Origin of the sequence: Streptomyces sp. NBC_00620, from assembly GCF_026341825.1 — a bacterium.
GTDB lineage: Bacteria > Actinomycetota > Actinomycetes > Streptomycetales > Streptomycetaceae > Streptomyces.
The window spans coordinates 3,251,718-3,267,751 of sequence record NZ_JAPENY010000001.1 but is presented as its reverse complement, the minus strand read 5'-3'; the positions used below and the strand labels follow the sequence as shown (position 1 = coordinate 3,267,751).

Annotated in this window: 13 protein-coding genes, 1 tRNA gene and 1 pseudogene; 10 read left to right on the top strand and 5 right to left on the bottom strand. The window is 72.2% G+C overall.

The window, feature by feature from the left end:
• Positions 1-22: 22 nt before the first annotated feature.
• A complete protein-coding gene (locus OG246_RS14995) occupies positions 23-727 on the bottom strand; it encodes a response regulator transcription factor (RefSeq protein WP_266461427.1) in 705 nt (234 codons plus the stop codon).
• A 178-nt stretch (positions 728-905) separates the two neighbouring features.
• Here OG246_RS14995 and OG246_RS14990 point away from each other — a divergent pair, with 178 nt between their 5' ends.
• Positions 906-1,427: a hypothetical protein gene (locus OG246_RS14990; protein WP_266461425.1), complete on the top strand. Its 522-nt coding sequence runs from the start codon at positions 906-908 to the stop codon at positions 1,425-1,427.
• Positions 1,428-1,448: 21 nt separating this feature from the next.
• Here OG246_RS14990 and OG246_RS14985 read toward each other — a convergent pair whose 3' ends face one another.
• Complete coding sequence (locus OG246_RS14985; protein WP_266461423.1) at positions 1,449-2,369, bottom strand: spermidine synthase; 921 nt, start codon at positions 2,367-2,369, stop codon at positions 1,449-1,451.
• Positions 2,370-2,437: 68 nt separating this feature from the next.
• Positions 2,438-2,875, bottom strand: coding sequence for a hypothetical protein (locus tag OG246_RS14980; protein ID WP_266461420.1), 438 nt, complete (start codon positions 2,873-2,875; stop codon positions 2,438-2,440).
• Between the two features lie 300 nt (positions 2,876-3,175).
• Between OG246_RS14980 and OG246_RS14975 the strand changes: the two genes are divergently transcribed.
• On the top strand, positions 3,176-4,684 hold the full coding sequence (locus OG246_RS14975; RefSeq protein WP_266461417.1) for a hypothetical protein: 1,509 nt from the start codon (positions 3,176-3,178) through the stop codon (positions 4,682-4,684).
• A gap of 21 nt (positions 4,685-4,705) precedes the next feature.
• Here OG246_RS14975 and OG246_RS14970 read toward each other — a convergent pair whose 3' ends face one another.
• The gene (locus OG246_RS14970) at positions 4,706-5,302 is read right to left on the bottom strand and encodes a histidine phosphatase family protein (RefSeq protein WP_266461415.1); all 597 of its coding nucleotides are present in this window, start codon (positions 5,300-5,302) and stop codon (positions 4,706-4,708) included.
• Between the two features lie 286 nt (positions 5,303-5,588).
• On the opposite strand from OG246_RS14970, the gene OG246_RS14965 reads away from it, so the two are divergent.
• The 7 genes and pseudogenes from OG246_RS14965 (at position 5,589) to OG246_RS14935 (ending at position 12,229) form a co-directional block, all read left to right on the top strand.
• A complete protein-coding gene (locus OG246_RS14965; RefSeq protein WP_266461413.1) occupies positions 5,589-6,614 on the top strand; it encodes a phosphatase PAP2 family protein in 1,026 nt (341 codons plus the stop codon).
• Positions 6,565-7,770: a hypothetical protein gene (locus OG246_RS14960; RefSeq protein WP_266464212.1), complete on the top strand. Its 1,206-nt coding sequence runs from the start codon at positions 6,565-6,567 to the stop codon at positions 7,768-7,770. The genes OG246_RS14965 and OG246_RS14960 overlap by 50 nt, the downstream gene beginning before the upstream one ends.
• Positions 7,761-9,353 carry a hypothetical protein gene (locus OG246_RS14955; protein WP_266461410.1) on the top strand — a complete coding sequence of 531 codons (1,593 nt, stop codon included), beginning with the start codon at positions 7,761-7,763 and terminating at the stop codon, positions 9,351-9,353. Before OG246_RS14960 ends, OG246_RS14955 begins: the two co-directional genes overlap by 10 nt.
• Positions 9,350-10,699: an AAA domain-containing protein gene (locus tag OG246_RS14950; RefSeq protein ID WP_266461407.1), complete on the top strand. Its 1,350-nt coding sequence runs from the start codon at positions 9,350-9,352 to the stop codon at positions 10,697-10,699. The genes OG246_RS14955 and OG246_RS14950 overlap by 4 nt, the downstream gene beginning before the upstream one ends.
• A gap of 159 nt (positions 10,700-10,858) precedes the next feature.
• Entirely contained in the window at positions 10,859-11,251 is a 393-nt protein-coding gene (locus OG246_RS14945) for a hypothetical protein (protein ID WP_266461406.1), read from the top strand.
• Between the two features lie 305 nt (positions 11,252-11,556).
• A pseudogene (locus OG246_RS14940) lies at positions 11,557-12,165 on the top strand (bifunctional DNA primase/polymerase); the annotation flags it as partial.
• Positions 12,156-12,229: transfer RNA gene (locus OG246_RS14935), tRNA-Lys, on the top strand. The pseudogene OG246_RS14940 and the gene OG246_RS14935, both read left to right, overlap by 10 nt.
• Before the next feature lie 72 nt (positions 12,230-12,301).
• Here the strand turns inward: OG246_RS14935 and OG246_RS14930 are convergent.
• Complete coding sequence (locus OG246_RS14930) at positions 12,302-13,687, bottom strand: M6 family metalloprotease domain-containing protein (RefSeq protein WP_266461403.1); 1,386 nt, start codon at positions 13,685-13,687, stop codon at positions 12,302-12,304.
• Between the two features lie 354 nt (positions 13,688-14,041).
• On the opposite strand from OG246_RS14930, the gene OG246_RS14925 reads away from it, so the two are divergent.
• On the top strand, positions 14,042-16,018 hold the full coding sequence (locus tag OG246_RS14925) for a bifunctional diguanylate cyclase/phosphodiesterase (protein WP_266461400.1): 1,977 nt from the start codon (positions 14,042-14,044) through the stop codon (positions 16,016-16,018).
• Positions 16,019-16,034 lie beyond the last annotated feature (16 nt).

Below are 16,034 nucleotides of genomic sequence, written 5' to 3'. Positions count from 1 at the left end.
CACCCCTCGCCCCGTGCCCACCTCATAGCGGCGGCTCCGCCCTCGGCGGCTCCAGCTTCACACCGACACCCCGCAGGGTGTGCAGATAACGCGGCCGCGCCGCCGTCTCACCCAACTTCCGCCGCAGCCAGGACAGATGGACGTCAATGGTCTGATCGTCCCCGTACGACTGCTGCCACACCTCGGCGAGCAGTTCCTTGCGTGCCACGACGACACCGGGCCGCCCGGCCAGGAAGGCGAGCAGGTCGAACTCACGCCGGGTGAGATCCAGCCGTACGCCGTCCAGTTCGGCCTGCCGGCGCAGCGGGTCGATGGCGAGCCCGCCGACCCTGATGACCGTCGACGGAGGCGCGTCCCCCGCGGGCACCCGGGCGCGGCGCAGGACGGCCGCCATCCGCGCCGACAGGTGCTCGACCGAGAACGGCTTGGTCAGATAGTCGTCCGCGCCGTCGTTCAACAGGCGGACGATCTCGGCCTCGTCGTCGCGTGCGGTGGCGATGATCACCGGGACGTCGGTGATTCCGCGCAGCATCTTCAGCGCCTCGGCCCCGTCCAGATCGGGCAGACCGAGGTCGAGGATCACGACGTCGAAGGAGAAATGGGCGACCTCGCGCAGCGCCTCAAGGGCGGTGCCGACGCTGCGCACGGTGTGCGCGGCATCGGTCAGATGCCGGATGAGGGCTGAGCGCACGAACTGGTCGTCCTCGACCACGAGCACACTTGCCATGGGCAGGACCGTACGCCATCCGGGCGAGCCGCTCCGGTGCCTGTGGATAACTCGGTACGAGTGCGTACGAGGTGGTTGTGGACAACCGACTGAGCAACCCGGCCGAACAACCCGGCTGTGCGCAAAGCCTGAGACACCCGTGGGACGCGTGGGGCGGTCGTGAGGCAGTATGGCCGCGATGCGCAGAGGACTCGTACACGTACTGGCTTGGTCGCTCGCCACGGGCGCGGCGGTCACGCTGTCGTGGTGGGGTGTCCACACGGTGATGGCGGGGACGGCCTACGACCCGCCGCGCGCCCTGCCCATCACGGCGGGCGACGCCACGACGCAGGAGTCGAAGCCGCTCGCCTCCTCGACGGAGCGGGCCAAGCCGTCGAAGAGCCCGTCGAGCAAGGCGCCGGAGAGCCCCGAGCCGAGCTCGACGCCCTCCAAGACTCCCGGTGCCAGTCCCTCTCCGAGTTCGTCCGGCGCCTCGTCCGGCCAGGTCAAGAGCTACGACACCGAAGGCGGGCGGGCGGTCTTCGCCCTCGACAAGACGTACGCGACGCTCGTCTCGGCGACCCCGGCCTCGGGCTGGTCGATGCAGGTGTGGAAGACGGAGACCTGGATCCGGGTGGAGTACGCCTCGGGCGCGGACCGGGTGTCGGTGTTCTGCACGTGGCACGACAGCGCGCCGCGGGTGCAGATCGGGACGTACTGAGCGCTGGTTCGGGGCCCCGGCTCAGCGGAACACCGAGGGTGGCGGTGCGGGCGACGCCACCGCCGCCGCGTCCGTGACCGGTGCCGCTCCCCCGGTGAAGTCGGCGAGTTCCCTGCCGTGTTCGACGCGTCCGGGGTGCGGGTCGGAGGCCGCTCGACGGGTCAGTTCGGCCAGCGGGAGGGGCCTTGCGGAGCCCACGAGGACGGCGTTCCCGAAGCGTTTGCCGCGCAGTACCGTCGGGTCGGCGATCAGCGCCAGTTCGGGGAAGACGGCCGCGGCGGTGGCGATCTGGCCGCGCAGATGCGCGAGCGGCGGCCCGTCGGCGAGGTTGGCGGCGTACAGGCCGTCCGGTTTGACGGCCCTGCGGACATCGGTGAGGAACTCGACCGAGGTGAGGTGGGCCGGCGTGCGTGCCCCGCTGAACACATCCGCGATCACCAGGTCCGCCCAGCCGTCCGGCACCTTCGTGAGCCCTTCGCGGGCGTCCATGGAACGCACCCGGATACGGGCACCGGGGTCCAACGGCAGTTCGCGGCGGACCAGTTGGACGAGGGTCGCGTCGCGTTCGACGACCTGCTGAGTGGAGCGGGGGCGGGTCGCGGCGGTGTAGCGGGCGAGGGTGAGGGCGCCGCCGCCGAGGTGTACGGCGTGCACGGGTTTGCCCGGCGGGGCGACGAGGTCGATGACATGGCCCAGGCGGCGCTGGTACTCGAAGTTCAGATACGCGGGATCATCCAGGTCGACGTGCGACTGCGGGGCGCCGTCGATCAGCAGGGTCCAGGCGCGCGCCCGGTCCCGGTCGGGCATCAGCTCGGCGAGCCCGCCGTCGACCGCCTCGACGACGGCCTCGGCGGCGGCCGCCTGCCCGCGCCGTGCACCACGCCCGCCGTCACGTCCCGCGTCGCGCCCGTCGTCGGACCGCTTGTTCCTCGCCCTTGCCATCCCGCCATTATCGGGGCGTACGAGCGGGTCGGCTCAGCAGCGGATTCACCGGCGGTTCTTCGGACGGCTCAGCGGCAGTTGTCCGCGGCCTCGATGAGCCGCGCCGCCTCGCCGAGGGCCGCCCGCAGCACCGCCGGGTCGGTCGCGAGGTCGGCCTCGCCGGGCGGAAGCAGCCAGTCCGAGCCCTCGACCGGGGGCTCGGGGGCCAGCCTGAGGCCCGCGCCGTTGGTGTGTGTACAGGTACTGCCCGGCACGTCCCACGCGTCCGCGGTGCCTGGCGGCACCAGGAAGCCGAGGGTGTCGCAGCCGTCGTCGTGAAGCACGGGTCCGACGGCGTCGCCGGAGCCGCGGCGCAGGATGTCGACCGCCTCCAGGCCCTGCCGCGTCGGCACCGTCACCAGGTCGCAGTCGGCGACCGGCTCAGGTGGGGCACTGCACTCCGGCGACGGCCGGTGCTGCGCGGTCGACAGCGACGTACGGAACTCGGCGCTCTGCGTGGTCTCCATCCCGGCCTCCAACACGGAACCCCTCCTCCTGACGAGTGGGTCGGGAGTTCGGGCGGCTCCCGGTCCACAGGGTTCAACGCACCATCGCGTCAACGGCTACGGCATAACACCGCCGCAAAGGATGGCAGTTCATGGCAGATCGTGGATGAGATATCCGGTTTGTAGCCAAACCCAGCGTGCGGGGTCCGTCACAGCAGGTACGTTCTTGCCCCGCCGGACGCATGGCACCCATAGGGCACAACCCGGGTAACTCGCCTTGATTCCGGCACGGTTCGACGGTTCGCAAGAGAGGGCCCCACCATGGCGTCGTCAACGGTGACCTCGTCCCAGCCCCCCAGGCCATCGCGGCCGAACCTCGCCTTCCGGCGGCTGCGCGCACAGCGTTCGCCGGGCGAGTTCGCCGCGGCGGTGCGGCGGGCCGCCCGTGAGATCGGCGAGCGGGTCAGCTGCGACGCGCGCTACATCGGGCGCGTGGAGGCGGGCGAGATCCGCTGTCCCAACTACGCGTACGAGCGGGTGTTCCTGCACATGTTCCCCGGCCGCACGCTCACCGACCTGGGCTTCGCACCCCGCTCATCGGTACGCGGGCGCGGGGCGCGCGACACGGACGAAGCGCCCCCTCCGCACACCGCGAGCCCTTCGCACGCCTCGCATGAGACGGAGGGGGCGTACGAGACGTATGAAGCGCAGGAAAACCCGTACCACCCGCATGACCCGCACGATCCGTGCCACTCGTACGACCCGCACGATCCGTACGAGAACCACGAACAGAACGACGAGGAGAGCGACGTGCAGCGTCGCGCATTCATGACCGGAGGCACCGCCACTGTGGCGGCCGCCTCGATGGTGCCCTTCGGGGTCGCGTTCGGCTCCCCCGCCGCGGCCGTAGACCGGCGTGTCCACCGGGCGGGAACGTCCGAGGCCGGCGCCCTCGAAGAGGCCGTACGCAAGATCCGGCTGCTCGACGACCGGCACGGGGCCGACGGCCTCTACCGGCGGGCCGCGGCGCCGCTGCGGACGGCGTACGCGCTGCTCGACGCGGGCACCACCCGGCAGGCGACCGCCGACCGGCTGTACGCGGGGGCAGGTGAACTGGCCATCTCTGTGGGGTGGCTGGCGCACGACTCCGGGCGCTTCGACGACGCGCGCTCGCACTACGCGGAGGCGCTGGCGACCTCGCGGATGTCCGGCGACCCGGGCCTGGAGGCGCACGCCTTCTGCAACACCGCGTTCCTCGCGCGCGACGCGGGGCGCCCACGTGAAGCGGTGCGCGCGGCGCAGGCCGCGCAGCGCGCCGCGCGCCCGCTGGGCTCCCCGCGGCTGCTCTCGCTGCTCGCGCTGCGCGAGGCGGGCGGCTGGGCGGGGCTCGCCGACCGCGCGGGCTGCGAGCAGGCGCTGGCACGCGCGCAGGCCCTCTACGAGCGGGGCCCTTCGGAGACGGACCCCGAGTGGATGACCTTCTACGGAGAGGCCGAACTGGAGGGTCTGGAGGCGCAGTGCTGGTCGACGCTGGGCGACTGGCCCCGCGCGGCCCGCCACGCACGCCGCGCCGCGGCCCTCCAGGACCCGCACTTCACCCGCAACCTGGCCCTCTACACCGCCGAACTCGCCGACGACCTCGCCCGCGGCGGCCGCCCCGACGAGGCCGCCCTCGCGGGCCTGCGGGTCCTCGACCTGCTGAGCGAGGTCCAGTCCTCCCGTATCCAGACCATGCTGGCGGGAACGGCGCGGGTACTGCTGCCGCACCGCAGGGCGTCGGGAGTCTCGGCGTTCCTGGACCGGCACGCGTCACTGCCGCGTACTGCGTGAGGGGGCAACCGAGAGCGCCTACTACGGGGTCAGGTGTCCGCAGTCGTTCCACGACTCGATCGCGGGCTCCCCGTAGGCCCACCCGAGTACCGACAGCGAGGTCGGGTTGAGGCGGATGCGGGCCGCGAAGTCCAGGGGGAGGCCCAGCCAGCGGGCGCCTATGGAGCGCAGGATGTGGCCGTGGGCGAAGACCAGCACGTCACGGTCGGCGGAGCGGGCCCACGCGACGACCTCGTCCGCGCGCGCGGAGACCTGTTCCAGGGTCTCGCCCTCGGGAACGCCGTCGCGCCAGATGAACCAGCCCGGCCGGACCGCCTGGATCTCGGCCGGGGTCATGCCCTCGTACGCGCCGTAGTCCCACTCCATGAGCGTGTCCCAGGTGGTCGCACGGTCCCCGAACCCGGCGAGTTCGCACGTCTCACGCGCGCGTGCCAGCGGACTGGTGCGCACCTCCACCCCGTCAAGACCGTCGAACGGCGTCCGGTGCAACCGCTCGCCGAGGAGCTTGGCGCCACGCTTTCCCTCCTCCAGGAGCGGGACGTCGGTCCTGCCGGTGTGCTTGCCGGACAGCGACCATTCGGTCTGTCCGTGCCGGGCCAGCAGGATGCGCGGTGCCATGGAGGGATGCCTTTCCGATAGGTACAGGGAGAGGGTCGTTCAGATGACGGAACGGGTCATTGAGGTGTGCGAGGTGGGTCATTCCATCATCGCGCACCCGCGCGGTGGGCAACCCGGGGGGCGATCTCTGCGTCTTTGACGACCGAGGGGCGCCCCTTCGGGGAGTTCACATACACCGTAAAATCGAATGTGGCCACGGATCGTCGTGAGCAGACTGTGCAGACTTGGCCGTCGGCAGACTGAGCAGACCGGCGGGTCACCGCACAGATGGGGGAGGGCGATTCGGATGCCGCAGGCCGATGCACCGCGTACCGAGGCGGCACCACGCGCCCGGCTCCGCCGGTGGACCGAGCCGCGTACCTCCCGGGCATCGCGGGCCCGGCTCCGCTGGTGGACAGAGCTCCCACTGATCCTGCTGGTGTACGCGTCGTACTCGGCGGGCCGGCTGCTCGCCCGGGGCGACGAGTCCGGTGCCGTCGACCACGGCCTGGAGATCCTGCGCATCGAGAAGGCCCTGCGCCTGAACGCCGAGCACCCGCTGAACCGTCTTTTCACCCGCGAGGCCTGGCTCGGCGTGCCCGCCGACTTCTGGTACGCGTCCCTGCACTACCTGGTCACGCCCGCGATCCTGATCTGGCTCTTCCGGTCCCGCGCGGTGCGCTATCGCGCGGCCCGCACCTGGCTGATGACCTCCACGTTCATAGGCCTGATCGGCTTCACGCTGCTGCCCACCTGCCCCCCGCGGCTGCTCGCGGCGGGCCACGGCTTCACCGACACGATGGCCCAGTACAGCGACTACGGCTGGTGGGCGGGCGACGCGAGCGCGCCGCGCGGCCTCGGCGGCATGACGAACCAGTACGCGGCGATGCCGAGCCTGCACGTGGGCTGGGCGCTGTGGTGCGGAGTGATTCTGTGGCGGTACGGCCGCACACCCCTCGCCAAGGCCGCGGGCATCGCGTATCCGCTGATCACCACGATCGTCGTGATGGGCACCGCCAACCACTACTTCCTCGACGCGGTCGCGGGCGCGGCGGTGATGGGGGCCGGGCTGCTGCTGACCCCGTTCGTGATGCGGGTCGCGGACCGTGCGAGGACCGCGCTGAGCGCGCGGTTCAATGCGGTGCTCGGCGCCCGTTCCGCACGGGCCCCGGGCGCCTCGCACGGCGCAGGTTCCTCAATTGTCAGTGCGGGGTGCCAGACTTCCACGGGTGAACGATTTCCCCGACAGCGCGAGTCCCGAACCGGGCCGAGAGCCGAGCCGGGTGCCGCCCCCACGGACGCGGGGGACGGCGCTGCGGCAGCGGCTCGCTGACCTGCGCGGCCCGTCCGTACCCCCCAAGGCTCTCGACGCGCGCGCCCTCGCGGCGCTCGCCGCGAACCCGGGGTGCGAGCGGCGCGCCCTCCTGGACGGCGCGGGGGTCGACAAGGCGAAGCTGGCGGAGGGGCTGGGCTCGCCGTCCGCCTTCGGGCAGTCGCAGTTCGCCTTCATGCGGGGCAACGCCTTCGAGGCGCGGGTGAAGGCCGACGGGGGCGCGGAGTTGCTGCGGCTCGTGCACGAGAAGCTGGACCCGGGTGCCGAACCGCCCGGCTCCGGGCGCGTACCCGACCTGTCTGCGGTCGGCCCCGAGGGGCGCGCGGCCCGTACGGCGCTCGCGTTGCGCGAGGCCACCGAAGCCGGGGTCTGGACCCTGCTCGACCACCCCATGGTCGCGCTCGACGTCGCCGGCTCCCCCGCGTTCCTGGAGCCCGACGCGGTGGTCGTGCACCCCGACGGCGGCTGGACCGTCGTCGAGATCAAGTCCTTCCCCATGCTGGACGGTTCGGCCGACCCGGCGAAGGTGGGCGCGGCCGCGCGCCAGTCCGCCGTCTACGTACTGGCGCTGGAGGAGATCGCCGCCCGCCTGGACCAGCCGGGCGAGGTCCGCCACCGCGTCCTCCTGGTCTGCCCGAAGGACTTCTCCAACCTCCCGACCGCGTCCGCCGTCGACGTCCGCAAGCAGCGCGCGGTCACCCGCCGCCAGCTCGCCCGCCTCACCCGGGTCGAGGACATCGCCGACGCCCTCCCCGAAGGCACCTGTTTCGCCCCCGACCTCCCGGCCGACTCCCTGACGGCCGCCGTCGAGTCCGTCCCGGCGACGTACGCCCCGGAATGCCTCGCCGCCTGCGAGCTCGCCTTCCACTGCCGCGACCACTCCCGCGCGGCGGGCGCGGTGACGTCCTTGGGGCGCTCACTGCGCGCCGAGCTGGGCGGGCTGACGACGGTGGGGGACGTGCTGGCCGCCGCCCGCGGAGAGGCCGGGGACCCGGCCGATCCGGCGGTCGCCGCGCTGCGCAGGGCGGCGGAGCTGCGAGCCGAGGCGCTGGGAGCCCGGCCCTCAGCAGTCCAGCCGTCGGGACTCCAGTCGTTGGGAGCCCAGCTCTCGGCAGTCCAGTCGTCGGCAGTCACGGAGGGGGCCGTATGTCGCTGATCGCCACCCTCGCCCGCCTCGAGGCCGTCGACAGCGGCCGGGCCCAGCCCACCGCCACCGTGCGGCACCGGCATCTCACCGAGCGGCCCCTCGTGTTCGTGCCGCTGATCACCGCCGGTGAGGCCGGGGCCCCGCTCGGAGCGCTCGTCGGAACCGAGCGGGACGCGCCGCGGCTACTCGTCGTACCGCAGCCACGCGACCGCGACCTGCGGTTCGCGTTCCTGGCCGAGCTCGCGGACGTCGTCCTGCCGTACATCGACTCGTACGCGGACGTGGTCGAGGCGGCCGAGCGCAGCGAGACCGATCCGGGGACCGGGAAGCGCGTCAAGGTCGAGGTCGAACTGTGCGCGGACGCCCCGCAGTTGATCGTGCCGAGCCGGTCGGGAGTCGAGTTCGTACGGCTGCTCGGGCGCTCCATGCGGTTTCGTCGCACCGCCGAGCAGGAGCCGGAGGCGCCCCATCCGGCGCCGCCCCGAGTGCCGTTGCTCGGGCGGTGGATGACGCACTTCGGGGAGCGGGCCCGGGTGCCCGGCTCCTCGCTGCTGCTCGCCCTCACCGACGTGCTGTCGCGGCACTGGGCCACCGGGCAGAGCAGTCTGGAGGACCAGCACCTGGGGGCGCTGCTCGCCTGGATCGACCCGGCGGACGGTGCGTCGGGCGCCGAGGCGGCGCTGCGGGCCGAGTTGCTGCGGGACTCCCGGGGACAGCTCGTCTGCCCGCCCGCAGGGCCGGCGACCGACCCGGCCTTCGACAACAAGCTGCTGGCCCCCGCCATCGATCGCTACGACCGTGCGCGCACCGCGCTCGCCGCCGCCGAGGACGGCGTCGAGGCGGACGACCGGCTCGGTGACCTCACCGCCGCCGAGCGGGAGATCCGCGCCCTCGTCGGCGGTGTCATGCTGCCCACCTGGGACGCGGTGTGGCGCGGCCTCGACCTGCTGCGGGAGCTGCCCGAGGGCGCCCGCGCGGCCGACCGCTGGACCCGTGACCGCTGGTCATTCACCGGCCACCGGGACCGGATCACCGCGGGCGAACCCCCGCAGCCGCGCCGCGACGACGCGGTCACCGCGGCGAACAAGCTCGCCACCCGCGAGCGCGAACAGGCCCGCCTGGAAGCCCAGGAGGCCCTCGACGACCCGCTCGTCATGGCCGGACGGCGGCTCGGCGGCGAGGCCTTCGCGGGCGAGGTCATGGATGTCGTGATGGCGTACAGCGAGGGCAAGCGGCCGAGCCCGCGCCCGCTGGTGACCGTGCGCACGGACGACCGGCCGCATCTGGGGGAACGGGCGAAGGTGTACCGGTCGTTGGGCGGGAAACCGCAAGCGGCCGAGTTCGTCGCCGCCGAGGAGGACGGCGCCCTGCTCGTCCTGCGGGTGGTCGACAAGATGGGGCGCGGCAAGGAACCCGAGGCGGGGTCCGTGCCGGAGAAGGGCGACCTCGTCTGCTTCACGCTCTTCGAGCACGAGCAGCGCGGCGGGGCGAAACTGCCCGACCCGGAGGAGACACCGTGGACACACGGCGGGCCGCCCGGTGAGGCCGACGTGCCCCGTCCGGACCCGGTGACGGAGGAGGACGTCCTGTGACCCCGCCCCTGACGACCCCCGTCTTCGATCCGGGCGCCGCGGCGACCAGCGCCACCGACGCGATCCTCCGCGACACACTGCACGGCACGCACCGCGGAGTCGTGGTCGACTCCCCGCCCGGCGCCGGAAAGTCCACCCTCGTCGTTAGGGCCGCGCTCGAACTGGCCGCCGCGGGACGCCCGTTGATGGTCATCGCGCAGACCAACGCCCAGGTCGACGACCTCGTGCTGCGGCTCGCCGAGAAGAACCCCGAGCTGCCCGTCGGAAGGCTGCACAGCAGCGACCCCGACCCGTACGACAAGGCGCTCGACGGCCTGGGACACGTACGCAAGTCCACCAAGGCGGCCGACCTGGCGGGCCTCGACGTAGTCATCTCGACCGCCGCCAAGTGGGCCCACGTCAAGGGCGTCGAGCCGTGGCGGCACGCGATCGTCGACGAGGCGTACCAGATGCGCTCGGACGCACTGCTGGCCGTCGCGGGGCTCTTCGAGCGGGCGCTGTTCGTGGGCGACCCGGGGCAGTTGGACCCGTTCGCGATCGTCGGATCCGAGCAGTGGGCGGGCCTGTCGTACGACCCGTCGGCGTCCGCCGTGACGACGCTGCTCGCCCACAACCCCGAGCTTCCGCAGCACCGCCTGCCGGTGTCGTGGCGGCTGCCCGCGTCCGCGGCGCCGCTGGTCTCGGACGCGTTCTACCCGTACACCCCGTTCCGCAGCGGTACGGGCCACGGGGACCGGCGGCTCGACTTCGGTGTGCCGTCGGACGGTTCGGGCCCCGACCGGGTCATCGACGAGGCCGCTGAGGCGGGTTGGGGGCTGCTGGAGCTGCCGGCCCGGCACACGCCTCGTACGGATCCGGAGGCGGTTCGGGCCGTGGCCCAGGTCGTACGCCGTCTGCTGGACCGGGGTGGCGCGGCCACGTCGGAGCGGGCCGCCGAACCGGTGCCGCTGACCGCCGACCGGATCGCCGTCGGGACGGCGCACCGGGACCAGGCCGCCGCCGTACGGGCCGCGCTGACCGAGCTCGGCGTCTCGGACGTCACCGTCGACACGGCGAACCGGCTTCAGGGGCGGGAGTTCGATGTGACGGTGGTGCTGCATCCGCTCTCGGGGCGGCCCGACGCGACGGCGTTCCACCTGGAGACGGGGCGGTTGTGCGTGCTCGCGTCGCGGCATCGGCACGCGTGCATCGTGGTGTGCCGGGCGGGGGTGACGGACCTGCTGGACGATCATCCGTCCACCGAGCCGGTTCAGCTGGGGGTCACGGTCAAGTTTCCCGATGGTTGGGAGGCGAACCATTCGGTGTTGTCGCATCTGGGGGAGCATCGGGTGGCTTGGCGGCCTTAGCCCCCCGGGGATCCGGCTCCCGAGATCGGCTCCCGAGCTGTCACTCGGTCGGCGCCGGCTCGGTTCCCGCCTGGCCTCGGGCCCTCTTGCGCCGTCGGGGGACAATAGACGGTGGCCCGCTCACAAGGCGGACCCTGAACCGTACGAGGAGGAGAAGACATGGCGGAGCCCACGCCGCGTCGGAACGAACCGCGGCTACGCCCCGCGCCCCTGCTCTTCGAGCCCGCGGAAGCCGCGAGCGATCCGGAGCACTTCTTCGACCTGGAGTCGATCGACGATCCGCGGGCGCTGCTGGCGCGCGCGACGGAGCTGACGCAGGCGTTTCGGGCCGCGGCCGACCGGGCCGTCGAGTTCCAGGCGATGGCTGCGGCGCAGCTTGCCGATCCTCGGCGATTCGATCGGCTCACCGCGGCTGCGGTGGCGGAGCGGGCCGAGTGGACCGAGGACTATGCGAAGAAGATGATCGAGTTCGGCCGTGATCTGCTTCGGGGAGTGGAAGGGGCGAGCGGGCGGGCGCATGGGCTGGGGCATGGGGTTGGGGACCATGCGTGAGGTTCGGGAGTCCGGGGGTGCGTGGGGTGAGCTTCGGGTTTTTTCGCCCCCTCCGCCCCTGCCCGTCCCTTGTTCCTGGGGGCTTCGCCCCCAGACCCCCGTATCGGCCTGAACGGCCTCGTCCTCAAACGCCGGACGGGCTGAAATCCCATCCCCTGGCATATGCCAGGGCGGCAAGATACTCCTCCCCGCCCCCTCCTGTCCCGGTTTCCTGCAACCCTCTGAGATCGCGCACTCACCGCCGGTAGATGTAGTTGCCATGAGCGTCTCCCCCCCCCCCCGCCGGACCGTCGCCCGACCAGTTCGACGTCTCGGGTGTCACGCCCGCGGGGGTCGCCTGGCTCGCCTCGGCAGGAACATACCCGCGCAGTACTCTCGCGCTCTGGGAGGAACGGCCGGGCGCCCCGGTCGTGCTGCCCTGCGGGAGCACCTTCGACATCGTGAACACTCCGGTGATCTTCGGGCGGCGGATGCTCGACCTCCTGTGGGACGAGGGGCCCGGCTCGGGCCCGGTGGCCACCTACCGGGGGCGGATGCTGCTGTTCGCCGCGCCCGGTACCGCGCAGCGGCTGCCCTCGCTGCTCGACTGGGAGGAATGGGGTTCCCGTTCGAGGATCGAGGGCTCCGGCCGGAGCGGCGGGATTCCGCCGCTGCTCTGCCACGGCACCGGCGACGCGGTCACCGTCCCCGCGCCGGGCGCCGACGACAGCAGGGGGCCGAGCCCCGCGAACCGGCTGGAATCCCGCTGGCTCGTCGCTCCCGACACCCGGCAGCCCTGGCTCCCCGGACCCGAGATCCTGCTCTGGGCGGCGGTCCGGGCGGCCCGCGCGGCGGCCTCCGCGGCGGTGCGGATATCGATTTTTCCTCCCCGCGATCAGGATGCTAAGGTCTACGACGTCAGCAGGCGCCGCTAGCTCAGTTGGTTAGAGCAGCTGACTCTTAATCAGCGGGTCCGGGGTTCGAGTCCCTGGCGGCGCACAGACGGTGAGAAGCCCCTCGCGAGAGCGAGGGGCTTCTTGCGTATCCGTGGAAAGTCTCTACCCCGCGTACTCACCCCGTCGTGATCTTCACCGTCCACGCCCCCGTGGCCGTCCGGTCCTCCACCTCGATCCGCACGTTCTCGCCGGGCACGGTGAAGCTCTCCCCGAGTGCCACCGGCGCGTCCGCGAGCGGCGGGTAGACCGAGTCCTCCCAGCAGGACTCGGAGTGGGGGTGCGCGTCGAGGACCTCGATCGGGCCACGGCCGGACTCGGCCTCGCTGCGGACGCGGTAGACGAGGACGCCCTGCGTGCACGTCGAACCGTCGTTGCCCGCGGAGCCGCGCGCCTCGAAGGCCAGCACGGTGTCGGGACCCGTACGGGCCACCGCCAGCTTGGTGCCCCGACCAGACCCGAAGGTCCGCGCGCCGGAAGCGCTGGAGCTGCCGGAGCCGCCCGAGCCACTGAAGCCCCCCGCCCCTGCCCCTGCCCGGAGCACGGACGCGGGCGCCCCCGCCTCCCCGACCGTCGCCGGCCCGGCACTCAACGGCTCCAGCGTCAGCCGCGTACTCCCCCGGCCCCGCACACACTCGACCTGGCGCGGATCCAGCCAGCCCAGTTTCCACTTGTGCCAGCCGAACAGGTCGGGGGCGAGGCCGAACTGGCTGCCCATGAGGTCCCAGTCGCCGACGTAGGTGTCCCAGTCGCCCTTGCCGTCGACGGGGCGGTGGTAGAGGTCGGGGAGGTCGAAGACGTGGCCCGTCTCATGGGCGAGGACGAGGCGGTCCGGCGGGTGCTTCTCGAACACGGTGACGACACGGCGGATGTCCTTGCCGTCGGCCCGCATGGGGGTGTCGAGGTTGACGACCTTCGTCGCGTCCGAGTCGACGCCCGGCGCGTCCGGGTCGGCGACGAAGTAGACGATGTCGTAGCGCGAGAAGTCGACCCGCGCGTCGGCCACGGCGAGCGCGTCGCGCAGATAGGCGGCGCGGTGCGCGGAGCTCCAGTCGCGCTGTATGGCGTACGACGTGGAGGGGTGCGGCATCCGGATCCAGTCACGCTGTGGGTGCGGGCGCAACGCGAACCTGCCGTACGAGGCTCGCTCGAAGAAGTCGCTGGTGGCCGGGAAGTAGTCGGCGGTCAGTTCGGCGGGCGTGGTCTGCGGCTCCGAGTCGGGGAAGGACAGGAAGACCATCACGGCGTCGAGGGCGCGGGTGGGGCGCGTATAGGCGGCGTTCCAGGTGTCGACGCCCTCCGAGTGGTGCGCCGCGGTCCGCTTCAGGGCGCACAGCTCCGAGCGGGGTTCGGCGAGCGCGGGGCCGGGCAGCAGCGAGGTCGCGGCCAGCGCCGACATCGAGGTGAAGACCGCCGCGGTGCTGCGCCAACGGGGCGACCCGTCACGGGTGAAGGCTCGCAGGGCCTCACGGGTGAGCTCCTTCAGGGGGAGCGGACGCGGCACATCGACCTCCGGATGCGGATTTCAGGACACCGCACCCAGCCTGTGATGGTTTGTCATATTTCGCCCTGTTTGTCTACACCAGAAGGGTGAGAGGCCGCGGGAGGGCGACACCCCGAACACTCACGGAACGTCACAGGCGATCGGAGGGGGAAGGAACCCGTCCAGATGCAGGCAGAAACGATCTGTCAGAAGGGGTGGTTGTTCCGGGACACTGGACAGTGGCTGCAACTCCCCGGGGCCAGCCTCTATGATCGGCACACTTTCCTGCACGGACACGGCTTGTGCGGCCGTCCAGCACCGGCCGACCACCCCGAGAGACCCATACGAAGAACGAGTGCACTGCGGGAGCGAGCGGTGAGCGGAACGTCCGAAGGGCCGGCGCCCGCGGCAGACCTCGTCCGGCCGGCCGTCACAGAGCGTCACATCGAGACATCTCCTCGTACGTCCGCCGGGTTGCATCCCGGCACATCCGTATCCCCCGGGCCACCTCCCGGCACACCGGTCCCTTCCGAACCGGCCCCCGGCACAGCCGTATCGACCCGGGCGCCTTCCGACACCACGGTCTCGGCCCACGCGTTTTCCGACGCGACGTCACCCCGCACCTTCCAGGCCGCGTTCGCCACCGCGCCCCTCGCGATGGCCGTCGTCGACCGCGAAGGGCTGGTCGTCACCGCCAACGAGTCGCTGGGCGAACTGCTCGGCAGCGACGCCGACGCGCTCACCGGGCGGATCGCCTCCGACCTGGTGGACCTGGCGTCCGACACCCGCACCTGGCACGCGTACCGCGAGGTGCTGCGCGGCCGGCAGGCCCGGCTGCGCTGCACACGCCGGCTCAAGCACCCCGACGGGCACTCGCTCTGGGTCCAGGTGACGGTCGCGCCGCTGCCCGCCCAGGAGCGGGCGGTGCTGATCTCGGTCGCCGACATCAGCGCCCGGCGTGAACTCCAGGCGCGGCTGCGGCACTTGCAGATGCACGACGCGGTGACCCGGCTGCCCAACCGCACCCTGTTCTTCGAGCGGCTGACGGCCGCCCTGGAGGCGGAGGCGTACGAGGAGGGCGGCACCGGCCGGATCGGGCTCTGCTATCTCGACCTGGACGGGTTCAAGGCGGTCAACGACACCCTCGGCCACCGGATCGGCGACCGGCTGCTCGCGGCCGTCGCCGAGCGTCTGACGCGCTGCGCCGACGAGGCCGGTTACGCGCGGGCGGCCACTCCCCTGGTGGCGAGACTGGGCGGCGACGAGTTCGCGCTGCTCGTCGAGGACTCCACGGGAACCGAGCAGTTGGCCGACCTCGCCGAGTCCGTCCTCAGATCACTGCAGGCGCCCTTCGACCTCTCCGGTCAGCGGCTCTCCGTCTCCGCGTCCATCGGCGTCGTCGAGCGCCGGGCCGCCGGGACCTCCGCGACCGGGCTGATGCAGGCCGCGGACACGACGCTGTACTGGGCGAAGGCGGACGGCAAGGGCCGCTGGACCCTCTTCGACCCGGAGCGCAACGCCCACCGGATGACCCGCCAGGCCCTCTCCTCCACCCTCCGCGCGGCCGTCGAGCGCGGTGAATTCACCCTGGAATACCAGCCGTTGGTGGGCATGGAGGACGGCGGCGTACGCGGGGTCGAGGCGCTCGTCCGCTGGAACCACCCCCAGTTCGGAATGCTCACGCCGAATCGGTTCATCGGACTGGCCGAGGAGGACGGCTCGATCGTGCAGCTCGGCCGCTGGGTCCTTGCCACCGCCTGTCACCAGGCCCGCCGCTGGCAGCTGGACCACCCCGACGCCGTACCGATCTTCGTCAGCGTGAATGTGGCGGTGCGTCAGGTCTGGGACTCCGACCTGGTAGCGGACGTGGCGGAGATCCTGAAGGAGACCGGACTCCCGCCCCATCTCCTCCAGTTGGAGCTCACGGAGTCCGCCGTGATGGGCTCGGCGGGCCGCCCCCTCCAGGCTCTGCAGGCCCTCAGCGACATGGGCGTGCGCATCGCCATCGACGACTTCGGCACCGGGTACTCGAACCTGGCGTACCTCAGCCGGCTGCCGGTGTCGGTGCTCAAGCTGGACGGCGCCTTCGTACGGGGCTTCCAGTACGAGAACCGCGACGGCACCGACACCCACCCCAACCCCGCCGACGAGGTCATCGTCGAGGCCCTCATCCAACTCGCCCACCGGCTTGGCCTGACGGTCACCGCCGAGTGCGTGGAAACCGCCTCCCAGGCCTCCCGCCTGCGCGGCATCGGCTGCGACACCGGGCAGGGGTGGCTGTACTCGCGGCCGGTGGCGGCGGATCGTATCTCCGCACTGCTGGAGGCGGCGGCCACCTGCGGGCAGGTCTGAGCAGCGGGTTCGGTCC

Bases quoted from the DNA above. Each gene is read 5' to 3' on its own strand.
- OG246_RS14995 (WP_266461427.1), bottom strand. From the start codon at position 727: ATGGCAAGTGTGCTCGTGGTCGAGGACGACCAGTTCGTGCGCTCAGCC.
- OG246_RS14990 (WP_266461425.1), top strand. From the start codon at position 906: ATGCGCAGAGGACTCGTACACGTACTGGCTTGGTCGCTCGCCACGGGC.
- OG246_RS14985 (WP_266461423.1), bottom strand. From the start codon at position 2,369: ATGGCAAGGGCGAGGAACAAGCGGTCCGACGACGGGCGCGACGCGGGA.
- OG246_RS14980 (WP_266461420.1), bottom strand. From the start codon at position 2,875: ATGGAGACCACGCAGAGCGCCGAGTTCCGTACGTCGCTGTCGACCGCG.
- OG246_RS14975 (WP_266461417.1), top strand. From the start codon at position 3,176: ATGGCGTCGTCAACGGTGACCTCGTCCCAGCCCCCCAGGCCATCGCGG.
- OG246_RS14970 (WP_266461415.1), bottom strand. From the start codon at position 5,302: ATGGCACCGCGCATCCTGCTGGCCCGGCACGGACAGACCGAATGGTCG.
- OG246_RS14965 (WP_266461413.1), top strand. From the start codon at position 5,589: ATGCCGCAGGCCGATGCACCGCGTACCGAGGCGGCACCACGCGCCCGG.
- OG246_RS14955 (WP_266461410.1), top strand. From the start codon at position 7,761: ATGTCGCTGATCGCCACCCTCGCCCGCCTCGAGGCCGTCGACAGCGGC.
- OG246_RS14945 (WP_266461406.1), top strand. From the start codon at position 10,859: ATGGCGGAGCCCACGCCGCGTCGGAACGAACCGCGGCTACGCCCCGCG.